This window comes from Psychrobacillus sp. OK028, assembly GCF_900103605.1.
Classification (GTDB): Bacteria; Bacillota; Bacilli; order Bacillales_A; family Planococcaceae; genus Psychrobacillus.
The window spans coordinates 31,348-54,566 of the sequence record NZ_FNHY01000015.1 but is presented as its reverse complement, the minus strand read 5'-3'; the positions used below and the strand labels follow the sequence as shown (position 1 = coordinate 54,566).

The following is a 23,219-nucleotide window of genomic DNA, read 5'->3' as shown; positions in this document are numbered from 1 at the left end:
TTATCCCTCCAAAATGAAGTAATATGCACATCAATTTATTACCTTATCCTACTTCGCCATACTTCTAAAAATACCTCCTTGTTCAACTAACCTGCCGCTTTAGTTCAATAAGAAAAAGCTTTACTCCTTCTTGAAGTAAAGCACTCGTTAGTTGAATAGCAACTCACATCAAAAAGACTTTTAGAGTTTGTAACATATGCTCTTAAACTCGAAAAAATGAAGAAAAAAGGTCAAAACCATTCGTATAATTTAAAATTGCAATCGTTACTCAAATGGTTCCACTAGCTCAGTTTCAGCCTTTTTTAAAAATTCTTCATAGGCTTCGTATTGCTCTTGTAGACGTATATGTGCTTGTTCACGTTCTTCCGATGTTGTTGCCTCTTCATAATCATGAATACTATCAGCGTAGTTACCTTTAGTGTCCTTATACTCACCAAAATATAATTCCCTTATGTGTTGCTCCATTTGAAGCCCACCGCCAGTGAAATTATAGATATCTGAAAATGCATTAACTAATGGCTCCAATAATCGGTCTCTTTGCTCCTCGTCATACTGCTCTGCAGTTTCTTGGAAAGCCAAGATTCGTTCCGTTGGCTTCTGTATCACAGACAATTGACCATAAAGTAGCTCCCGATAGCTATCTATTAATTGATGCTGCTGATAAAAAATCGTGCCGATTACAATCAGTAACAATAGTAATACCGCACTGTAAATCTTTTTCACAAATCCACGCTCCCTTTTAGCAAAAATTCAAAGCATTTTAACTGTTAAGTTAAACCAACCAATTAAGTCCCAATAACAGTAAATACCTTCTTAAACTAACCTGCTGCGTTAATTCAATAAGAAAAAAGGCTTTACTTCCTACTTGAAGTAAAGCACCCGTTAGTGGAAGAAGAACAGTTATTCAACTAAACCACATTCGTTACATTTTCAGATTTTGTTTTAGAATATAGATATCCTATCAATGAAAACGAAGCCACCATAATAGATAAAATCAAAAAGATATTCATACCTCCTATCATCATAAAAGGACTTAAAACAAGAATAGTTAAGGATGATAAAATCAATACTACAAGGAAAAATTGATTGATTCCTTTTCTTTTTTCCAATGGAATAAAATAAATTATAGGATATAGAATAATTGCACTAATAAACATAACAATTAATATCAAGACCAAATAAAAGACTAAAAACATAATTATCTCCTCTCTTCATCTTTCACTTAAATATTTTTCATTAATTATAACATTTAACACATTCTACCATTCATTTTTTTCAACTAACCTGCCGCTTTAGTTCAATAAGAGAAAAGGCTTTACTCCTTCTTGAAGTAAAGCACCCGTTAGTTTAAGTACATTTTTTCACAAACTCTTAGTTTAATTCAACACTCACTCAAATTAAATCTATTTATTTCCCTGACTTTTCTGGGTTATTAATAATAATTGAATCGAACAATATTTCCTCATTTTCATGAATGAGCTTGGGTGTAATAGTAAGTCTATCAGAACCACTTTGTAAATTCGCAAATGTATAGGACCCCTTTGCTGCATGTTTGGTTGTACTACCCGCTAAGTTTGTAAGCATCTCATATTCATTTCCAAATTCATCTTTCACTTCAAACTCAATATTATATGGTAAGTTAGACAGCTCGTATTTTGAAGGCATTTCAACCTCAAATGGAACATTTATTGTATAACCTGTTATATCTACAGATGGCACATTAAGTATGAAATCTTTCCTTGTATCTGTATAGTTGACAGGTATACCTTCAACATTAATCTTTTTTAATTTGAATTCAAATGACCAATCGCCTTCGACAATTTCGTCCGTTTCATGATTCCAAACACTTCCGGGTGACCATGAAAGACTTACTGTACGTGGTGAACCTCCGGTTAACTCAGGGGTTACGGTAATAACACCAGCATAAGTTGTATCTGTTACTTTTTTAATCGATGTAACTGAACTACCTTGAACGTTTCCGTTCGTTACTATTGGACTTCCGAAAATTGGGTGTTCTCCAAAATCTTCTTTTTTAGATTCAATAGCAAACGCAATAGTGACTGTTGTTCCATCATAAATTGCATCCCCAATTTCGATTGATACACCGTTACTCGTTTGCATTGAGCCTATAACCGTTGCATAGTCTTTGAAATAAGTAAATTGTGTTGTGTCACCATTAAAATAATCGACGATGTTTTGAACAATTGGAATTTGAGCTGCAATCGTTGGGGAAAGCACCAATACTGAAGAACCTATTCCAAAGGTCATTAAACCAACTGCTACTGCATAATGAAGAAATCGATGTTTTTTCTTATTCAAAATGTTATGAAGTAGACGTTTTTTCTCAATCTGTGTCACACTCTCTGGCTCTATATCATCGATATTTAGTTGAAGCATTTCTTGTAATTCATTCATTCTAATCGCTCCTTTATCGTAGGTAATGTTGCCAATTTTTTCTTTCCTCTATATAAACGATTTTCAACAGCTGCCTTTGTAATACCTAACGCAGCAGCAATCTCTCCATTGGATAAATCTAAATAAAATTTCATCAAAAATAGTTCGCGTTCTGTATCCGGTAATGTTTGCAATTCTATTAAAATCGATTCCTTCTGCTCTTTCCTTAAATAAAGTACCTCTCCATTTTTGTTATCCTCTTGTTCCTTCGTATGCTCAAGACTGACCGTTTCATTTTTTTTCTGTTTCCTATACATATCAATTGCTTTGAATTTTGTAATCGTACCAATCCATTTCTTAAATTCCAGTTCATCTCCATTAAACTTAGTGCTATTTTGCCAAACTGCTAAAAATACATCATTTACACATTCATCTACCGCACCAGTTCCGCATGAGTGTTGTAATATTTTCTTCGCTATTACTTTTACATAAGGCATATATGTATTGACCACAAAGGCAAGTGCCTTTTCCTGACGCTGTTGAAGCTTCCTTATAAAATCCGTCAATTTCTCAACTCCCTTCATTTATAACAACGAAAATAAAAAGAAACACTCTCGGAAAATTGAAAAAAAGACCATTATTATATTTGGTCTTCTAAAAATTATATATTGAAAGAATTAGCAGTAATTAGTATTTTCTTTAGATACAGAGCGTTATTAAACTAAACTGCCGCGTTAGTTCAATAGTAAAAAGGCTTTACCCCTACTTGAAGTAAAGCACCCGTTAGTTGAATATTCCATTTTAATTCTCCTCAGAATATTCTTGTGTGTAATACTCGACACCTTCTGGGTCCTCGATAATTCTTAATCCTACCTTTTCAAACTCTAACTTAATATTTTCGTCAAGAGTTACATAGTATTTAGAACCATCTGTCTTAATCGTGGCGTCTTTATAAACTTTATTAAATTGTTGGGTAAGTGGAATATTTTCTTTTTCAAGAACTTTATCAATATTGCTTTTTCTGTGACTCTTTCCCCTCTGAACATGACTACTAATCCTTATTCCCTCTTCTGATAAAACAATGATTTGATTAGAATTATTTATAAACCCTGAGTTTTCAAAATCTGAGACATATGCTTTTAATTCATCATTGTTGGAATTATCAGTACAAGCAACTAAAAGTAAAGCTGAGAAAAACAATAACATGAGCTTTTTCATCGCAATTCCTCCCTATAAAATATATACAGATTAATAACGTAAAGTTTTCAAAAAATTAGGAATTGTATGAAAAGAATCCTCAAACTAAGAATTATTGTTAAGTTTGAATTTCCTGAAATGCCGTTTCTTCAACTAAATGCATCATTAGTTCAATAAGAAAAAGTGCTTTACTCCTTCTTGAAGTAAAGCACTCGTTAGCTTAATAAGAGGGTGAATATATCCTATCTGTATCAGTATCAATTACAAAATCAACTTTAATATGATTGGAATAAGGTATTTGTTCAAAATTGTGAAGACTGCAAAATACATTTGCAAGATCACTATTACTTGTCTCTAATGCTAATTCTTTAGCTTTGAGGTACTTTAGCTTTAGTTGCTGTTTTGAACACTTTTTACCCGTAAGTAGAACTTGTTGAAAAAAACCGTCAATTTCAATAATCATAATAATCACGACTGGTTGCTAATCAGTCATATAGCTTAGATTTTTTTATAAATGAATCCTTATTTTATCAAATTTCCTTGTTGAACTAAACTGCCGAGTTAGTTTAAGTGTAACATTTCACAAACAAAACCACCTTCCTAAAATCAACCCTAGCCTTTAACATAGCCTTAATTAACAATAAAAAATTCTATAGCGAAACCCATTCTCTTCATTCTTTACCGATCAATTTAACTTTTCCTTTTAATAAGTACTGCAATGGTCATTTGGTTGGGGGAAGACAATTATGAAATTCATTCAAATAGATACTGTATAAAAAAATTCTCTTTGAATACGTGTACAACTATATTTATTTCATTTACTATTACTATAAAGCGTGATACCAAAAATGTAGCTATATTCATAAAGGAGTTTTGACATGAAGCATGTTTATACAGGGAAAACAAAAGATGTTTTTGCATTAGAAGATGGCAATTATCTTCTTCAATTTAAAGATGATGTTACTGGTGTTGACGGTGTTTTCGATCCAGGTGCCAATTCGGTAGGTTTAACTATCGAAGGTGCTGGCCGTTCAGGATTAAAGCTTACTAAATACTTTTTTGAAGTATTAAAGGAAAAAGGAATACCAACTCATTATGTGGATGCTGACATTGAAAAGGCGACAATGACTGTAAAACCTGCTGAAGTTTTCGGTAAAGGACTTGAAGTCATTTGCCGCTACCGTGCCGTAGGAAGCTTTTTACGTAGGTACGGATTATACGCTGAAGAAGGGCAGTCACTTGATGCATTCGTCGAAGTAACAATTAAAGACGATGAACGCGAAGACCCGCCGATTAGTGAAGATGCATTAGATATGCTCGGTGTCTTATCAAAGGATGAATATAAAGTATTAAAAGTATTAACACAGCAAATTGGAAACGTCGTTAAAGAAGAACTCGCGAAAAAAGGTATCGAGTTATATGATATAAAATTTGAATTTGGCCGTACAGGTGAAGAAAAAGAAATTGTTCTGATCGATGAAATCTCTGGCGGTAACATGCGTGCTTACAAAGACGGAGAATATATTGAACCATTAGAATTAGAAAAACTGTTCCTATAAGCAAGCAAAAGAAAAAGAAGAATCAAGGACATAACATATTTCATGTTATGTCCTTTTTGACGCTTACTTTGAAAACTTCCTTATATTAGATACAATATAAGGAAAGTCAAATAATATTGGAGGAATTAAAATGGAACTTACTGTTTATTTAGCTGGTCAGATTCATGATGATTGGAGAGAAGAAGTTGCAAAAAAAGCAAAAGCAAAAAATCTTCCTCTTATATTTGTATCTCCGCAAACAAACCATGATCGTTCAGACAATATAGGCGAAGAAATTTTAGGAAAACAGCCATCAAACCTTTATAAAGATGATGCAGCATCAAATATAAACAATTTCAGAACACAAGTATTATTGCAAAAAGCCGATATCGTCATAGCCCTATTCGGAGAAAAATATAAACAATGGAATACAGCAATGGATGCCAGCATGGCCATTGCCATGAACAAGCCAACGATTATCATTAGACCTGAATCATTAATACACCCATTAAAAGAGCTATCAAACAAGGCAAATGTAACCGTAGAAACTGTTGATCAAGCGATAGATGTTATCAGTTATATTTTTGATTGATACCAAAATAAAAAACAGTGAGTTGAATCTTACTCACTGTTTTTTCATTTCAAAAAGTGATCATTCACTTAGTCCCAGGTCTCATCAGCATTCTTTGACTCAAAACTATCGAGCAATGCACGCACTTCATCAGTTGACTTTGTGTTCATCAATTGATTCCTTAGTTCACCGGCTCCACGGAACCCTTTGACATAAATTTTGAAAAAGCGATGCAGTGCTGTGATGGAGCGTGGCAATTCTGCTGCATATTGATCTTGAAGATCCAGTTGCAATCGTAGAAGATCAAGGTATTCCGTAGTACTATGCTCTTGCGGTTCTTTTTCGAAAGCAAAAGGATTTTTAAAAATACCTCGTCCAATCATAACTCCGTCAATACCGTATTTTTCAGCAAGCTCTAAACCTTTTTGACGGTCAGGAATGTCGCCGTTAATGGTTAATAGTGTATTCGGTGCGATATGATCTCGTAATTTTTTAATTTTCGGAATCAGCTCCCAATGGGCATCTACTTGACTCATTTCCTTCCGTGTTCGCAGATGAATGGAAAGATTTGCGATGTCTTGCTTCAATATATGGGTTAGCCAGTCCTGCCACTCCTCTATCTCTGTAAAACCAAGTCTTGTCTTCACACTAACAGGCAAACCTCCTGCTTTTGCGGCTTGTATAAGTTCGGCTGCAACATCTGGACGGAGGATCAGTCCACTTCCCTTTCCTCTGGTTGCTACATTCGGAACAGGGCATCCCATATTAATATCAATACCTTTAAATCCTAGCTCTGCCATACCTAAACTCATTTGACGGAAATACTCGGGATTATCCCCCCAAATATGTGCCACCATTGGTTGTTCGTCTTCTGTAAATATTAAACGACCACGCACACTTTTCTGTCCTTCCGGATGACAATAGCTATCTGAGTTTGTAAACTCTGTGAAAAATACATCCGGTCTACCGGCTTTACTTACGACTTGACGAAACACAACATCCGTCACATCTTCCATTGGCGCAAGTACGAAAAATGGACGCGGTAAATCTTGCCAAAAATTATCTATCATACTAAATTTCAAATCCTCTCACTATGGTGTATCTATAGGTTAAAATGATAAAGTCATTTTTATAGTATAACCTAGCTTTTTTAATTTTTCTTCTAACATGTTTGCTACTCGAAAAAACAGAAGCAAAGCAGACGGTTAATTAGAGGTGCATAATCGCACTTCTATACCGTCTGCTTTTTATATTTCATCACTATTTAGTTGAGTCAAACTTCTATATATTATTTCATTTTGATAATGCGATTTTTATATGGGCTAAGTGATGCTCTTCGTGCCAAGCTAATTTTGCAACTTTTTTCGCTACTTTTATTTCGCCGTTTGTTTGATGAGTAAATACTCGATCTAATTGTTCTTCCGTTAAACTCTGCCCTAAAGATACGATTCGCTCATTTATTCCTTCTAACATTTTAATAGAACTTTCTACTGGAAGCAATGTATCCGGTTGAATAGCCCACTTTTCTTCATTAAAACCTGGTACTAATGGATTCTCATCAGTTAAAGCTAACTTCAATCGTTGATACATATTCAACTGAGAATCTGCAATATGATGAACAAGCTGGCGAACTGTCCAGGCACCTTCACGATAAGTTTTGTTTAATTCGTCATCACTTAAAGTGTCAACAGTTTCTCTAAGTCGCGCCGTATACGTTTTGATTTCCTTTAACCATTCTTTCATATTTTCTAATGTTACTTTTTCAGGAACTTGTAATTCTCCAATTGGGTATCTTACATCCATTTTCAAACCCCTTTTCCCTCATCAATATTTTATTTGTTGGTATTAACACTTAATATACCAATCAGTTCAGTTGTTGTAAACCTTCAATAAATAGATTTATAGCGTCTAAAGACCTAAATTATTAACTTCTTATTCTTATAAAACATAGGAATATAGTTTGCTTTTTATTATAATCTAAAAAATTTACAATTTTTTAATAGCTCCTTAACATCACAAATTTAACATCATAAGTGGAACAAAATTAATTAACCCTATTGGAGGTAATTTAATGAATAAGAAAAAAATCATCATTCCATTATTAAGTGCAGCAATTCTGTTTCCTTCTGCAGCCAATGTGTTGGCTCAACCAAACAAACCAATTGATACTGTAAAATCGGTTGAATTTATCAGCATGCCTGTACCTGCTACTACTGAGGAAAAATCAACGATGTACAGTGAAGCAAAAGTAAAAGTTACATTAAATGATGGTACTGAAAAAACGTTAAATTTGGATTACACTCCACTAGCTAAGCCAGGCGATGTCATTAACGGAAAAATTTTAGGTGCCGCATACGACATCAACGGCAATATCATTACAAATGCAAAGGGCGAGCCTATAGTTTCCACTTCACCAGACGCTAACTCACTCCTCAGTGTAAATGGAAAAAGCGGCAAATTACACATGATCAGCCATTTTGAAAGTATGCCAAATAATGAAATTGGAACAGTTCCAAGAGCGTTATATTTAAATACAGTAAAACAGGATAAGAAAACCGGTGAGATGAAAATCACTGATATCGAGCCAATTGATTTTTCAGCTTATGGAGGAGTTTGGACACCTTGTGCTGGAATTTTATCACCTTGGAATACTCATTTAGGCAGTGAAGAATATGAACCGAATGCTCGTGCTCATGAAGCAAATCCAGAAAAATCTAGTGTAACTCAATTTGCTCGCAACTATTATCAAAATCCAAATGCAATTGGAAACCCTTACCTTTACGGCTATACAACAGAAGTATCCGTTCATCCAAATGGGAAAGCAGAAGCGGTTAAACACCACAGTATGGGGCGCTTATCTTTTGAAAATGTAACAGTCGCACCAGATAATCGCACGGTATATTATGGGGATGACGGCGATTATGTGATGTCCTTTATGTATATTGCAGACGAAGCTAAGGATTTATCAGCTGGGACGTTATATGCGGCAAAATTTGAGCAAACTAGTGCTGAAAACGGCGGTGCTGGTAATATGAAGTGGATTAAATTAGGACATGCAACCGATGAAGAAATTAAAGAACTTGCAGAAAATCTTACTTTTAGTGATATTTTTGAAACGACTAACGATGCTGCTTATGCAAAAGCCAATGGATTCAGCCATATTAAAACTTCATCTGGTGAAGAATATTTGAAAGTCAAACCAGGTATGGAAAATGCGGCTGCGTTCCTTGAATCCCGCCGTTATGGTGCTATGCTTGGAGCAACTTCTGAATTTAATAAAATGGAAACACTCACATTCAACAAAGCAGATAACAAAATTTACATGGCTATGTCTACAATCGCAAAAGCCATGGAGGAAAACTCAAATGATCCTGTAGACGATATTCGCTTACCAAAAATTAACGCTGGCGGTATTTATGAAATGAATATAGCTGAAGGACAAACGGACCGTGATGGTAGAGCAATTGATAGTGATTATGTTGTTACTACTATGTCTGCTATTTTAGTAGGTAAAGACATCCCGAAAGACGCTGAAGGTAACAAAGCTGATCTTGATAGCATTGCAAATCCGGACAATATTGTCTACTCTGAAAACTTGAGAACTTTGTTTATTGCTGAAGACACCGGCAATCATGTAAATAATGTTGGCTGGGCTTATAACGTTGATACAAAGAAACTTTCTCGAATTATTTCTGCTCCAGATGGTGGTGAAGTAACCGGTATTCAAGCCATCGATGATTTAAATGGACATGCCTATTTAATGGTAGGTTCTCAAAATCCGGGCAACATCGGTTATATTAAAATGCCTTCTATAAAAAAATAATAATAAAGTAATAGGTTTGAAACGCCGAGACGGTTCGAGACAACCGAAAAATAATCTAGTTTTTTGTTAACATATGCGTTTCGGATATAAATAATATCAGCGAATATAGTAAAAACCCCCATTTGGTATAGTAGGTTTTCGATAATCTACTTCTAAATGGGGGGTTTTCTATGTTTAAGGATAAAGATTTGCAGTTAAACATCTATTCCTTATTATAGTTATCACAAAAAAGCAGATGGTATGGATACTTCTCTATCAACTGCTTTTTTTATACCAACTCCACGCTCGGGACCCTTCAAAATGCGCGGAGTATATGTGGCAACATAAGTGATGCTAGTGGGTTTACACGAATACTATTTATAAATATTTTTATATGTCAAAGATGTTTTTTCAAAACTTTTTCTAATATTCTAGTCCTGCAATCCCAAAACCTCCAGGACCAGCATGGGTAGAAATCATTGCACCTGCTTGCATCCATGTTACATTTTCGAAACCAGTTTCCTTTGCTATTTCATCCATTCTTTTCTTAATACTTTCATCAAGTCCGATAGAGTAGATCAAATACAGCTGTTTTCTATTAATATCGTATTGCTTTAAGTAATCTCGCATGAGTTTTTCTGCAACTATGCTCATACTCCCCCGATATTTTCTAGTTGAAACAAGCTTTCCTTCTATTAATTCAATGCAGGGCTTTATTTTTAATAATACCCCTCCAATATAAGCAACATTACTTACCCGTCCACCCGCTCTTAGAAAATCTAAACTGCCAGGAAGGAAAGCCAGTCTTGTTTTAGGAACTACAGATTCTATTTTTCCTATTAAGTCAACATGGCTAATGGAAGGTTCTTCCTTAAGCATAGTTACCGCATGCATCATGATTGCAGCTAATCCACCTGTAACGTTTAGCGCATCAATTAGGAAAAGATTTTCAAAATCTTCCGCTGCAATTAACGCACTTTGAAAGGAAGCAGATGCTTTTGACGTGTATCCAATATGAATAATGATGCTATCAGGAAAAGTTTTTCTAATCTTTGTAAACAATTCATGATACTCATGTACATTCGTTGCTGTAGTAGATGGTATTTTTTTGGTGCGACTATGATAATCAAAAACTTCCTCTACAGATAGATCCCCATCCAAATAATCCTTCCCATCCATGATGACATGCATCGGTACTACTTGAATTTGATGTTTTTCAACCAGTTCTTTCGGTATATCCGCTCCACTTTCTGTCGAAAAAATAATCCTGCTCATTGTACATTCCTTTCAAATAAGACAGTCATTCCTGCGTACTTATTTATTTTAGTTATCCTAAATATACACTATCAGGAGAAATTATCCATACAAATAATCAGAAAACTCCCTCAAATAAGGGCATTTCAACAACAAATTAAGGGACTACACTATATTATTATTTTCAATGTGCCGAGTGCACATGGGGTGTTTGATGAGTTTAAACTCTTTTTATAAAGCTTTTTCCCGTTAAAAAGTAAATTCTATCATCTTCCATTAAGACAACCATAGTTGATATTTTGGAAAAATCGAGACCTAATAATTAGAAATGTGACATATAATTATTGAGATAATTATAATAACATAAAAGAGGTGGAGAGTTATCTATGACACAAGATATAAGTCATGATTATTATAAAGAATTAATTGATTTACAAGATGTAGAAGGTGTCGAAGCTCAATTTCAAGGTTTACTTGAGGTTCCGATTGAATCAGTTTCTGACCTAGAAAAGTGGCTAAGGGATGAAAAAGATTTAATCAATAAAATTATGGAGGCGATGACAGGTCACCAAGTCGACTTCAACCGAAACACAGAGGATGCGGACATCAAGTCAACATATCTACACGATCAGCAAGTCGTTCAACCACTTTTAATGAAATATGAAGCAAAACTGAATGAGAAATGCTGTAAGTCTCCTTATGTAAATCAATTAGATGAGAACCATTACGGCTTAATGCGACGCTTTCGTGAGTCCAAAATTAAACTGTTTCGAGAAGAAAACATTCCATTGCTTGTAAAAGAACAAGAACTCTGTACTAAGTATAGTGAAATTATGAGTGGACTAACAGTTGAATGGGAGGGGGAGGAAAAGCCTTTTCCATTTATCGAATCCCAACTCGATAACCTAGACAGAGCCGTGCGAGAAAAAGCTTATCACGCAATGATATCAGCCTATCGTCAAATTAAGCCCGATATGGATGCCATTATGGATGAGCTCATTCAACTACGCCATCAAATTGCTTTAAATGCTGGCTTTGAAAATTATCGTGATTATATGTTTGTTGTCAAAAATCGTGAGTATAACATCCAGGATTGTTATGACTTTCATGAAAATGTAGAGAAACATATTATTCCAGCTTGGAATCGACTCGCAGAGGTTTTTAAGTCCAAGCTTGGTGTCGATACTTATCGCCCTTGGGATAACACCGCTAAACTATTGAAAAAACCACCATACTCCGAGGTGTCTACTCTTATGGATGGTGTTTCTGAGATGTTAGGAAAGACCGACCCATATTTTGCAGACCGTTTTGATTACATGAGAGCGCATAAGTTACTAGATCTTGGAGATCGGAAAGGGAAAAGCCCTGGTGGTTTCTGTACCATCTTACCAGTTTCCGAGGATACCTTTGTTTTTGCTAACCTTAGTCCATCCTTTTTCTCTCTTATCGCATTAATTCATGAAATGGGTCATGCGGTAAATGCGTACCTTGTGTTTTCGGAGCACGGTCCCTTGGAGGAACACCAAGACCGAAGTGAAGTTGCTGAACTATACTCTCATGGGATGGAATTGCTCTTATTGGATAAGCTTGATCAATTTTATCCAGAAGAAGAAGAATTTAAAAGTGCACAGCGGGAAGAGCTGAAACGCGCATTCACAATGTTATTCGGTCCATTATCAGGGGACCTCTTCCAGCATTGGATGTATACGAATCCAAAACACACTGCCAAAGAGCGTGATGAAAAATTCTTTGAAATTTCTAGCCGTTATGGTCTCAACCCTGTAGATACTTCTGGGCTTGAGGATGCAATAGGGATGAGTTGGGTAGGCACCCTTCATTATTTCCAAGTTCCTTTCTATACTATTGAATACTCCATCTCGATGCTTGGTGCTCTACAAATACTTGAGAATTATCGAAACAATCCAGAGAAAGCTGTCGAATCCTTTAAAAAAGGTGCAAGCGCGGATAACAATCAATCCATTGCGTCAATTTATAAAGAAACTGGGGTCAGTTTTGATTTTTCAGAGGCAGCCGTGAAGAGAATGGGTGAATTCCTAGAAAAAATCATTCAAGACATTCATTAACGTAGTGGAAACACTGTGAAGGATCTGTAAGGGATAATTATTTCCTAAATCTCTTCAAATATATTTCTTTAATTTAATTTGAATATTTTTCTAGAGTTCTATTATGGCATTCAAAAAAAAAGAACGAGTTTCACTTTAGGAAATTCGTTCTTTTTTTATTATACTGTGCAGTTGAAAAACACATTTTCAAAAACACCCCCCACCAACCCAAATTCCACCGTTGGCGTTTAAAATAAAGTCTTCCTATTTCCCCGCTTTTTGCCCATTTCCTTAAAAAGGATTACGCTTTTTCGGGCTTTTCCCACGCTTTTTTTCACGATTGTTTAACTATCGGGCTTGGCAGGCTTTTTCTCGTGCATTTTTGGAAAAACTTTATTTCTATTGGTGTGCTGAAAAGGAAAATGTTTATTTTGTTTGGAACGTTTTTATTTTGGGGTAACACTACTAACTCCAACCAAGCAACCGCTTAACAATGTGCGGAGTGTAGGTGGCAAAAAAAGATGTTGGTGGATTTAATTAAAAAGCTGGGTTCCTATTTCAATTCAATCTAGCTATTTTTTTATTTTCACAAATATTTTTAACAATAAATGCAGGCTGGAACATAACTAGCTTCAATATTAAAAACCTGTGAAATTTTACGACAAAATTTCACAGGCTTTTTCATTTCAGAGGATTGTTTTATCATAACCTCAACATTAATAAAGAAAATTTATTTATTCAAATACAGCTACTAATCGGCCTTTTACTTCATGATTTTTCAATTTTTCAATACCTTTGTCCACTTCTTCAAATGGAATTGTAATAAGATTTGGACTCATTTTTCCAGTAGCAAAACAATCATATACACCTTTTAAGTCTTCTACTGACCCACCATTACTTCCTAAAAGCTTAATTTCTTTTGTAATCATTAAATAAGTATTGATATTCGATTCTAATTTACCCATACCAACAATTACAACTGTACCTTGTGGTCTTACAGCTTCCAGTGCATCAGAAGTTGTTTGTCCAAAACCAGCAAAGTCAACAATGACATCGCATTCTGCTTCTTTCATATCTAGAACAGTATCGAATACCTTATGAGCTCCTAGTTCTCCAGCAAGTTTTCGTGCACCTTCAGAAACATCTGTAGCGTACACTTCGCAACCTTTAATTAGTGCCATTTGCAGTGCAAATTGACCAAGTCCACCGATACCGATGATTCCTAACTTTGTACCTTCTTTTGCTTGTCCAATACTGAATAGAGCACGATATGCTGTGATACCTGCATCTGTTGAAGCTGCTCCTTCTACAAAAGAAACACCTTCAGGAATGACTACACATTGATCTGCAGGAACACGCACTTTTTCAGCATATCCTCCGTCATAATTATAACCAGCAGTTACTTTTGTTTCTCTATTCATTGGGTTAGCCCCAACGCGGTCTCCAACTTTAAAACCTTCTACACCTTCACCCACTTCAATAACAACCCCTGCAAACTCATGTCCCATAATAACAGGACCATTTGGGAAAAGTGGCATCCAGCCTGGATCTTGCAATGCTGCAACGTCTGAATGGCATAGACCAGCGGCTTTCACGTCTATAACAACGTGACCTGCAATCGCCTTTGGATCTTCTTTTTCAATCAATTCTAGTGGTTTATTTGTACCTGAAAATAACCAACCTCTCATACTATCTCCTCCTAATTGTTCAAATCTAATTTTTGCAACCCCGCTAATAAATTTAGCTTCATTAATATTTTACCTGGTTTCTCTTTCTGTAAACCATCCTTAATATTTGCTATAATGTTGAGGAAACCAACACTTTCATCAAATCTGTCTAATAGGAGAGGAATATGATGAAATCCAATTCCAACCAAGCGATGCGGACAAAAAATTTCTTAAAAAAAGCATTTATTGAAATGGTACATAAGAAGGGATTTAATGCTGTTACGGTGAAGGACATTGTTGATTATGCACAATATAATCGAACAACCTATTATGTATATTATCAAAACATATATGAGCTTGTTGAAGAGTTAATGGATGAGATGTTTGAAGCTATTCAGTATTACAGCATGTCCAAATACCAAAATGATAGTCGGGTGAAAGTAAATGAGTTGACAACAAACTCCTTCGAGTTGTTGTATTACATATACGATCATCGTGATTACTTCAAATTATTACTTTTAGAAGATACATTACCCCACATTCACCAGCAATTGCCTGAAGCTATTTTTATTTTACTGAAGAATAAATTTGATATTCAATACGGAGTATCTACGGTTGATGATCACTCCCAAAAACGATATATGGCCTATGGTACGGCGGGGTTAATAATGGACTGGATTGCGCAGGACTTTGATGTAACACCCAGTGAAATGACAGAACGTCTCATAGGTATTTTTAATACCTTTGCAAGTGAGTTTTCTATAAAAGAATTCGACACTTAACAAACTTTGAATTTTCTTCTATACAATTTTATAAAAGTACTAAAACCTTGTTAAATAAAGAAAATAACATTTGCCAATTCATACGTCATTTCATATGTCATTATTAAAATGTAGTTGGGAGATACACTCACCTTAACAAGCAAAAAAGAACGAATTCCACCAAAATCGGAAGTCGTTCTTTTAATTGTAATTATGATAACTCCAACCAAGCGACCGCTTCACAATGTACTAAGTGTATGTGGCAACACAAGGTGTTGGTGGTTTATAAAAAGGCTTTTATTCCCTTTGTCAGAAACATACATGAAAACCACAACACTAACAATTGTTTGAATTACCGTAAATGTTTCTGACAAATAGTTACTTTTAGATAAATGTTTCAGAAATTGAGTCTTTACCAGTATACTTTCTACCTACAGTACCTGTGTACAGACTGCTATCCACTTCGATTAAAACAGGAAAGGTTCAAATAATAACTCCTCACTTTAAGCGAGGTCTTGTCTAACTCCATCCTTTAACCATTTCGCAGTCACTGTCTCTGCATTTAGCATTTCTTCTGGTGCACCTTCGAAAATAATTCGCCCACCGCCTTTTTTTCCTCCTCCCGGACCCATTTCTATTATCCAATCGCTCGCCGCTATAAAGTCTAAATTGTGCTCGATTACTATGACAGAGTTGCCTCTGTTTACTAGCTTCTGAAATACTTCCAGAAGTTTCTCATTATCTTCTGCGTGTAATCCTAAAGATGGTTCGTCTAACAGGTAGATTTGACCTTCCTTTTGTAATTGGCTTGCGAGTTTTAGACGTTGGATTTCTCCTCCGCTCAAAGAACTTGTCGTCTGTCCTAAGGTCAAGTACCCTAACCCTACGTTCTTTAGCGTATTCACTCTTTTTAGGATTTTTTGCTGTGTAAAATAATCAGCAGCTTCATCTATTGTTAATCGCAATATCTCAATTATATTTTTATCCTGATATCGATATGACAGTGCTTCGTCTGAGTATCTCGTTCCACCGCATGCTTCACATGGAATTGTTACTGGATCTGCAAATGCTACCTCTGGTGTAAGAACTCCTTTTCCTTTACAGACAGGACATGCTCCTAAAGAGTTAAAACTGAACAATCCTATAGGTTGTTTAGTTGCTTTTGCAAATGCTGCGCGAATGTCATCCATTATTCCCATGTATGTAGCCATGGTGGAACGGTTAGAAGTTCCGATAATACCTTGATCTACCGTTATGGACTCTGGATATCTCTCCTTGAAGGCTTCCAATATTAAGGAGCTTTTGCCTGAACCCGAAACCCCACAAACAGAGACTAAGACTTCTTTAGGTATATCAACATGCACATCTTTCAAGTTGTTGTTCTTAGCACCTCTTATTGTAAAATAATCTTTACTATCTCTTGTGGTTTTGTTTATTTTTAGTTTATGCTTTAAGGCGTTTGCAGTCGGAGAGTATTTTAATCCTTGTAAGTGCCCTTGATAGACAACTTCTCCTCCATTCACACCTGCACCTGGACCCATCTCTATTATTTCATCAGCTACTTTTATTACCGATAGATTGTGTTCGATTACAATCACGGTATTATGTTGCTGTTTTATCCTTTTTAGCATTTGAATTAACATATTCACTTCTTCTGGATGGAGCCCTGCACTTGGTTCATCAAAAATGTAGGTAATATTATTTAAACTGCTCCCTAAATGACGGGCAATTTTTACGCGTTGAGCTTCACCACCGGAAAGGGTCCCCATTTTTCTTGTCAGACTCAAATACCCTAATCCCATGTCGACTAATTGCTTTATATAGGGGATTGCTTGTTTAGCTATCGATTCTCCCATAGGTTCTTTTATTTTCTTTAGTTCTTCAAGTATTTCCGGAAGCTCTAATTGATCATATTCTGCGATATTTAAGCCATTTATTCTGCATTCTAAAACCTTTGGATTTAGACCTGACCCTTGGCATGTTGGACATAATGAATGGGTTGATACTGCTAATACATCATCTTGGGATATTTGTTTTAGTTTTGAGATATCTCTATTGATATAAACGCGCGTAAATCTAGGCAATAACCCATCCCACTCTGCATTGTGCGGTCCATTTTTTGTGTGAAACGGCGCATAAGCTCTTTCACCTTCCGGGGGACCATACAAAAACAGATGGAGGTCTTCTTCTGAGTAGTCCTTTAATGGTTTATCCGGATCAAATAATCCGCAGGTCATCATCCAATTTCCTTGCCAACCTGAAGGCGATAAAGGTTTAAATTTAACAGCATATTCCCGAAGTGAGTTATCGAAATCAACCAACTTATTTACATCGGGTGCAATCACTTCCCCAAATCCACTACATTCCGGACATCTACCAAAGGAACTTTGACTTGAAAAATCGTTAGCAGAACCAATCGGTGGTTGTCCTATCCTGGAAAACAAAAGTCTAATTAGTGGATCTATATCCATATAGGTGCCTACTGTTGAACGGGAATTGCCTCCAATAGGTCTTTGCTCTACAACTATGACCGGACTTAAATTTTGCATAAGATCGGCGTGCGGTCTTTCGTACCTCGGCATTTGATTTCTGACATAGAGAGGATAGTTCAAAGTCATTTGTCTTCTGCTTTCTGTTGCTAACGTATCAAAAACAACTGAGCTTTTACCTGATCCTGAAAGACCAGTAAATACGATGATTTTTTCTTTAGGTATGTTTAAATCTATACTTTTTAGATTGTTTTCTTTAAGCCCTCTTAAGATTATTTCATCTTTTCTTTCCAACATTTTACTATCCTTTCTGTGCATTAATGTATTATTACCAATCGTTCATCTATACCCTATTATCTAAAAATAAATCAACTACCTAAAACACATGAAACTACCCTATTTATAATTCTCTTGGGGCCTTGGCAGATAATTTCTTGTTCTAAATTAGTGGCACCCGAACATCATAAAAAAACGAATTCCACTATCGGAAATTCGTTCTTTTAATTGTAATTATGATAACTCCAACCAAGCGACCGCTTCACAATGGGTGGTCTGAGGGAACATATCCACTGGTTGAACTTCCTTCGTTTTGTATCCGCCATCTTCTAAAATTCTCAAATCACGGGCAAGCGTTGCTGGATTACAAGATACGTACACGACACGTTCTGGACGTTGTTCGATAATCGTTGCTAGTAGTACTTCGTCGCAGCCTTTTCTTGGTGGATCGACTACTAGAACATCTGCCTGCTTTCCTTCTTTATACCATTTCGGAATTACTTCCTCCGCAGGTCCCGCTTCAAAGTAAGTGTTTGTAAATCCATTGAGCTCTGCATTTCTTTTCGCATCTTCAATTGCTTGCGGAACGATTTCTACCCCGAGCACTTGTTTTGCTTTTTGAGCTAAGAATAAAGAAATCGTACCGATTCCGCAGTAAGCATCGATTACGGTTTCTTCACCTGTTAGTTGTGCATAATCCAGTGCTTGTTTATATAAAACTTCTGTTTGTTCAGGATTTACTTGATAGAAGGAGCGAGCGGAAATTTCAAAACGTACGTCTCCGATTAAATCCTCTATCACTGGTTTCCCCCAGATGACATTTGTTTCATTACCAAAAATCACATTTGTGTTTCGGTTATTCACATTATGAACAATCGATTTAACATTCGGCTCTACTTCACGGATAAACTGAATAACTTCTTCTTGCTTCGATAATTTTGCATGTTTCGTTATAAGAACAACCATCACTTCACCAGTTGCTCGACCCTTGCGAACTACTAAGTGACGAAGCTGCCCTTTTTTCGTTTCTTCATTATATGGGATTAAATCTAACTTCAATGCATTTTCTTTTACCGCTCGTAGTAAGCGATCTGCTTCATCTGTTTGTATTAAACATGTATTCGTATCTGCAATACGATGAGATTTAGCTTGATAGAATCCGGCGATTACTTGACCATTTTCTAAATCGAATGGAATTTGAGATTTGTTGCGGTATTCCCATGGCTTGTCCATACCTTTTACTGGTAGTACTGGCGCATCTATTTTCCCTATACGTTTCATGACATTGCGAACCATATTTTCTTTCCATGCAAGCTGGCCTTCATATGTCATATGCTGAAGCTGGCAGCCTCCGCATTCGTAAAATACTGGGCACGGTGCTTCTACACGAAATGGTGAAGGCTCCACGATATTCTTTAATTTGGCAAAGCCATAGTTTTTTAACGTTTTGAGCACATGGACTTCCACCGTTTCGTTCGGCAAACCTCCTGCGATAAATAATGGGTAGCCGTCGACCTTTGCCACTCCTGCCCCGTCATGTGTTAAATCTTCAATATAGACTGTTAACTGATCATTTTTTTGTACTGGTGTATTCAATGTAAATCTCCGTTCTAGTTATGATTGCTTCATTATACCAAAAAGAATGCGTACAAGTCTGCTGACCTGTACGCATTATCATATATTTTTCAGTTCTTCTACGTTCCTCACTGCCTTACATGTTATGCGTTTACTGTTATTGGTTGTTTTTTTAAAATTTCCGCTAACTTATTCCATGTATGAATTTCAAATGTAGGCTGGATATCTGTTTTGTTTAGCTTTCTTGTTGGATTAAACCAGCAAGTATCAATTCCGAAATTATTGCCACCTTGAATATCTGATGTAAGTGAATCACCAATCATTAATACACGAGCTGGATCAGAAATTTGTAGTTTTTCGAAGGCGTATGCAAAAATTTCTTTTTGCGGTTTTTGAAAGCCTGTTTCTTCTGAAGTAATAATGATTTCAAAAAGATTTTTTAATGCCGATCCATTTACTCGATTATGCTGTGCATCTTTAAATCCATTTGTAAGGAGTGCAATCCGGAAATCCTTTAAGCTAGCGAACATTTCCTCCACACCTTCAATCATATGAACTTCTTTTCCTAAATTTTCTATGTACTTCTGTCCGAAAATTACCGGATCTATTTCTAACGCCAGTTCTATAAATAATCGTTTAAAACGCTCGACTTTCAACTCTGATAAGGTTGTGCGTCCATTCTCTAGGTCATCCCACAAAATCTTACTAATGGCTTTATAGGTCCCCAGATAATCATTTAAACCATTCGGCAATCCATACTCTTCAAATAAAAGACGGAATGCATTTTGTTCAGTCATTCCAAAGTCGAGTAATGTATCATCCAAATCAAATATTAGTACATCATATTTCATCTAAATTGCCCCTTCCCTACCTCTGTAATTGTAACAGATTCAGTTAATTATTAAACTGGAATACCTTTTATAGGCTGATAAAAAATTTATGGGCTATATTCCATGTGTTATGGGCTATTTCAATAATTTAAGGGCTAAATCCGATTTTTATGGGTGATATCTAGATTTATAGGCTATTTACGATCTTCTATGGGCTATTTTAGATCTTTTAAGGATTATCTTAATCATCTCATACTAGCTCATCAAACTAATAATATAAAAAATGACCCCAATCTGTACGATCGAGGTCACTTGCATTTATTCCTCCTTCACTGCTCCGTCTTTAGAAGCAGCCCAAAAGGCTACGATAATGGAGCCGATTAATACGATGAATGGTGCATAAAACATCAAAAATTCTGTCATAGTTTGCTCCTCCTTATGCGTGATTCTTTTTGTTTCCACGTACATAATCTTTATTGAACAAGAACAACCTTAACAATAAATACAACGATGGGATTAACAGAGCAAGCCCAGCTATGAAAGCGATTATGAGAGCGATAGCCATTGCTTCATTTGTAAAGCTGTCATAAATCGTTAAGTAAGGATAGAGTAAGTATGGAAGATGCGAAAATCCGTAGGCAAAAAATGCTATTAGAAATTGACCTGCCAATAAACCAAATGCCAATCCGTAACTTCGTTTCGCCCATAGTAACCATACCGAACCGATAAAGAGCAATAACGACAATGCAAATGCCCACCAAATATCAACCATATTTTCATAATGCTCTGTATTATGAGAACGTAGCTCTACCATAATTCCACCCGCTGTAATAATAGTTGGAAGTGCCCAAATGAGCGCATACTTTCTCATCAACCTTGTTGCTTCTAAATCACCTGCTTTATTGGCATACCAGGTTAAAAATACTGCTGAAATATAGAGTACAGAGGAAAGGCTTAGTACTACTATTGACCAGGTGAGTGGACTTTTAAATAATGCTCCATAGTCAAGTGAAGGTGAGCCATTGACCATATTAACGAAGCCACCCTCTGAAATAGTTAGTACGATGGACAACGCTGCAGGAGTGAAAAAACCAGCCATTCCGTACATAAATGCATATCCTTTATGCCCCTTAAAGCCATATGTTTCAAAAGCATAATACGACCCCCGAATAGCGAGCAATATTATCGCAATACTTGCGGGCACTAGCAAAATAGTTCCAAAATAAAATGCGGTCTTTGGGAAAAAACCTACGATGCCGACAAAGAAAAATACAAGAAATACATTCGTCACTTCCCACACTGGTGATAAATAACGTTGTATAATATTTGTTAGTATTCGTTGTCTTCCAGTGAGCAAACTATAGGCGTTAAAAAAGCCTGCGCCAAAGTCAATAGATCCCACTATCAAATAACCAAATAGAAACGTCCATAATACAAAAACACCAATAATTTCTAATGTCATAAAATATCACCGCCTTTTTCCACATTTCGATCTTCAATTTCACGCTCAACTGGATTTTTTCTAAACATCCGAGTCAGCACTACTACGCTTCCAACACCTAAAATGAAGTAAAGACCTGCAAATAAAATGAGCATTTTGTCTACATGCCCACTAGTCGTAGCAGCATCCTCTACGCGCATGAGGCCTCTTAAAATCCAAGGCTGCCTACCGACTTCTGCTAGCCACCATCCAGTTTCTATTGCTATAACGGATGCCGGTCCACCTAATACAATGAGCAGGCGATACCACCTGGAATTAACAAATGTCCATCTAAGCTTTGTACCGAGCCAGTATAGTCCGGAAAGTCCTACCAACGACATACCAATCGTCACCATAATATTGAACAAGTAATGAATATATAAAGGTGGTATTTCATCCTCTGGAAACTGATCTAAACCAATCACCTCTGCTGTGGGATTAGCATGAGCTAAAATACTCAGTGCAAATGGTACTTTTATTGCATACTTCACTTCTCCATCATCTAAAATCCCATATAAAACTAGTGGAGCATTTTCTACTGTTTCAAAATGCCACTCAGCTGCAGCCAGTTTTTCAGGTTGATATTCCGCCAAATATTTCCCTGAAAAATCTCCAATAATGGCAGTAGCAATGGAAAATACTAAACCGACCTTCATCGTTAAAAATAATGCTTTTTTGTGATATATGTGATTAGATCCCTTCAGCAAACGGAATGCTGCAATTGCTGCTAACACAAACGCAGAAGTCATATACGCAGTTACCACTACATGCGCTACCTTTGTTGGCATCGCAGGATTGAACATAGCTAGTAGTGGGCTAATATTCACTAACTCCCCTTCCACCACATCAAACCCTTGAGGGGCATTCATAAACGCATTTACGATTGTGATAAAAACGGCGGAAAATGATGCTCCAACCGCCACTGGAATAAGTAACAGGAGATGTTTCTTTTGGTTCTCAAATCGATCCCATGTGTATAGGTAAATGCCAAGGAAAATTGCTTCAAAAAAGAAAGCAAATGTCTCCAAGAATAGTGGAAGCGCAATAATATTTCCTGCTAGTTCCATAAAGTTCGGCCAGAGTAAGGAAAGCTGCAAACCAATCGCAGTCCCGGTCACTACTCCTACCGCTACAGTAATCACGAACCCTCTTGCCCACCTACGAGCTAATAATATGTAATGTTCATCATTCTTTTTAATACCTACCCACTGGGCAATCATTATCATTAGTGGAATACCAACACCAATTGTTGCGTAAATAATATGAAACGATAAGGTCAATTCGGTCAGCGCACGACTAAAAAATACAGATTCTTCACTCAT

At 36.2% G+C, this 23,219-nt stretch carries 19 protein-coding genes; 5 read left to right on the top strand and 14 right to left on the bottom strand.

All coding sequences use genetic code 11. The features are described 5' to 3' along the window. Positions 1-264 precede the first annotated feature (264 nt). The 4 genes from BLR36_RS18285 to BLR36_RS18265 form a co-directional block, all read right to left on the bottom strand. A complete protein-coding gene (locus BLR36_RS18285) occupies positions 265-723 on the bottom strand; it encodes a hypothetical protein (protein WP_093063174.1) in 459 nt (152 codons plus the stop codon). 684 nt (positions 724-1,407) lie between these two features. Further along, a complete protein-coding gene (locus tag BLR36_RS18275) occupies positions 1,408-2,415 on the bottom strand; it encodes a DUF4179 domain-containing protein (RefSeq protein ID WP_093063172.1) in 1,008 nt (335 codons plus the stop codon). Continuing rightward, positions 2,412-2,960: a sigma-70 family RNA polymerase sigma factor gene (locus BLR36_RS18270; protein ID WP_093063171.1), complete on the bottom strand. Its 549-nt coding sequence runs from the start codon at positions 2,958-2,960 to the stop codon at positions 2,412-2,414. Before BLR36_RS18270 ends, BLR36_RS18275 begins: the two co-directional genes overlap by 4 nt. Before the next feature lie 235 nt (positions 2,961-3,195). After that, a complete protein-coding gene (locus BLR36_RS18265) occupies positions 3,196-3,612 on the bottom strand; it encodes a hypothetical protein (protein ID WP_093063170.1) in 417 nt (138 codons plus the stop codon). Between the two features lie 857 nt (positions 3,613-4,469). Here BLR36_RS18265 and BLR36_RS18255 point away from each other — a divergent pair. Together BLR36_RS18255 and BLR36_RS18250 are read left to right on the top strand one after the other, a co-directional pair. Continuing rightward, the gene (locus tag BLR36_RS18255; RefSeq protein WP_093063168.1) at positions 4,470-5,150 is read left to right on the top strand and encodes a phosphoribosylaminoimidazolesuccinocarboxamide synthase; all 681 of its coding nucleotides are present in this window, start codon (positions 4,470-4,472) and stop codon (positions 5,148-5,150) included. Positions 5,151-5,280: 130 nt separating this feature from the next. Then, positions 5,281-5,721: a YtoQ family protein gene (locus tag BLR36_RS18250; protein WP_093063167.1), complete on the top strand. Its 441-nt coding sequence runs from the start codon at positions 5,281-5,283 to the stop codon at positions 5,719-5,721. Positions 5,722-5,789: 68 nt separating this feature from the next. Here BLR36_RS18250 and BLR36_RS18245 read toward each other — a convergent pair whose 3' ends face one another. Both BLR36_RS18245 and BLR36_RS18240 read right to left on the bottom strand, forming a co-directional pair. Continuing rightward, complete coding sequence (locus tag BLR36_RS18245) at positions 5,790-6,770, bottom strand: tRNA dihydrouridine synthase (protein ID WP_093063166.1); 981 nt, start codon at positions 6,768-6,770, stop codon at positions 5,790-5,792. A gap of 223 nt (positions 6,771-6,993) precedes the next feature. After that, positions 6,994-7,503, bottom strand: coding sequence for a YfiT family bacillithiol transferase (locus tag BLR36_RS18240; RefSeq protein ID WP_093063165.1), 510 nt, complete (start codon positions 7,501-7,503; stop codon positions 6,994-6,996). A 268-nt stretch (positions 7,504-7,771) separates the two neighbouring features. Here BLR36_RS18240 and BLR36_RS18235 point away from each other — a divergent pair, with 268 nt between their 5' ends. Continuing rightward, positions 7,772-9,523: a PhoX family protein gene (locus tag BLR36_RS18235; RefSeq protein WP_093063164.1), complete on the top strand. Its 1,752-nt coding sequence runs from the start codon at positions 7,772-7,774 to the stop codon at positions 9,521-9,523. A gap of 402 nt (positions 9,524-9,925) precedes the next feature. Here the strand turns inward: BLR36_RS18235 and BLR36_RS18230 are convergent, their stop codons facing one another. Beyond that, the gene (locus BLR36_RS18230) at positions 9,926-10,777 is read right to left on the bottom strand and encodes a DegV family protein (RefSeq protein ID WP_093063163.1); all 852 of its coding nucleotides are present in this window, start codon (positions 10,775-10,777) and stop codon (positions 9,926-9,928) included. A 365-nt stretch (positions 10,778-11,142) separates the two neighbouring features. Between BLR36_RS18230 and BLR36_RS18225 the strand changes: the two genes are divergently transcribed. Then, a complete protein-coding gene (locus BLR36_RS18225) occupies positions 11,143-12,840 on the top strand; it encodes a M3 family oligoendopeptidase (protein WP_093063162.1) in 1,698 nt (565 codons plus the stop codon). Between the two features lie 713 nt (positions 12,841-13,553). Here the strand turns inward: BLR36_RS18225 and BLR36_RS18220 are convergent. Further along, positions 13,554-14,507, bottom strand: coding sequence for a zinc-binding dehydrogenase (locus tag BLR36_RS18220; RefSeq protein ID WP_093063161.1), 954 nt, complete (start codon positions 14,505-14,507; stop codon positions 13,554-13,556). Positions 14,508-14,671: 164 nt separating this feature from the next. On the opposite strand from BLR36_RS18220, the gene BLR36_RS18215 reads away from it, so the two are divergent. After that, entirely contained in the window at positions 14,672-15,268 is a 597-nt protein-coding gene (locus BLR36_RS18215; protein ID WP_093063160.1) for a TetR/AcrR family transcriptional regulator, read from the top strand. A 482-nt stretch (positions 15,269-15,750) separates the two neighbouring features. Here the strand turns inward: BLR36_RS18215 and BLR36_RS18210 are convergent, their stop codons facing one another. The 6 genes from BLR36_RS18210 to BLR36_RS18190 form a co-directional block, all read right to left on the bottom strand. Next, positions 15,751-18,033, bottom strand: a complete 2,283-nt coding sequence (locus BLR36_RS18210) for an ATP-binding cassette domain-containing protein (protein WP_093063159.1) — start codon at positions 18,031-18,033, stop codon at positions 15,751-15,753. A gap of 213 nt (positions 18,034-18,246) precedes the next feature. Continuing rightward, a complete protein-coding gene (gene rlmD, locus BLR36_RS18205; protein ID WP_093063158.1) occupies positions 18,247-19,608 on the bottom strand; it encodes a 23S rRNA (uracil(1939)-C(5))-methyltransferase RlmD in 1,362 nt (453 codons plus the stop codon). Positions 19,609-19,730: 122 nt separating this feature from the next. Further along, a complete protein-coding gene (locus tag BLR36_RS18200; RefSeq protein WP_093063157.1) occupies positions 19,731-20,438 on the bottom strand; it encodes a YjjG family noncanonical pyrimidine nucleotidase in 708 nt (235 codons plus the stop codon). Positions 20,439-20,735: 297 nt separating this feature from the next. Beyond that, positions 20,736-20,840 carry a cytochrome bd oxidase small subunit CydS family protein gene (locus BLR36_RS19280; protein ID WP_371326748.1) on the bottom strand — a complete coding sequence of 35 codons (105 nt, stop codon included), beginning with the start codon at positions 20,838-20,840 and terminating at the stop codon, positions 20,736-20,738. Between the two features lie 13 nt (positions 20,841-20,853). Continuing rightward, positions 20,854-21,879, bottom strand: coding sequence for a cytochrome d ubiquinol oxidase subunit II (locus tag BLR36_RS18195; protein ID WP_093063156.1), 1,026 nt, complete (start codon positions 21,877-21,879; stop codon positions 20,854-20,856). Then, positions 21,876-23,219: a cytochrome ubiquinol oxidase subunit I gene (locus BLR36_RS18190; RefSeq protein WP_371326747.1), complete on the bottom strand. Its 1,344-nt coding sequence runs from the start codon at positions 23,217-23,219 to the stop codon at positions 21,876-21,878. The genes BLR36_RS18195 and BLR36_RS18190 overlap by 4 nt, the downstream gene beginning before the upstream one ends.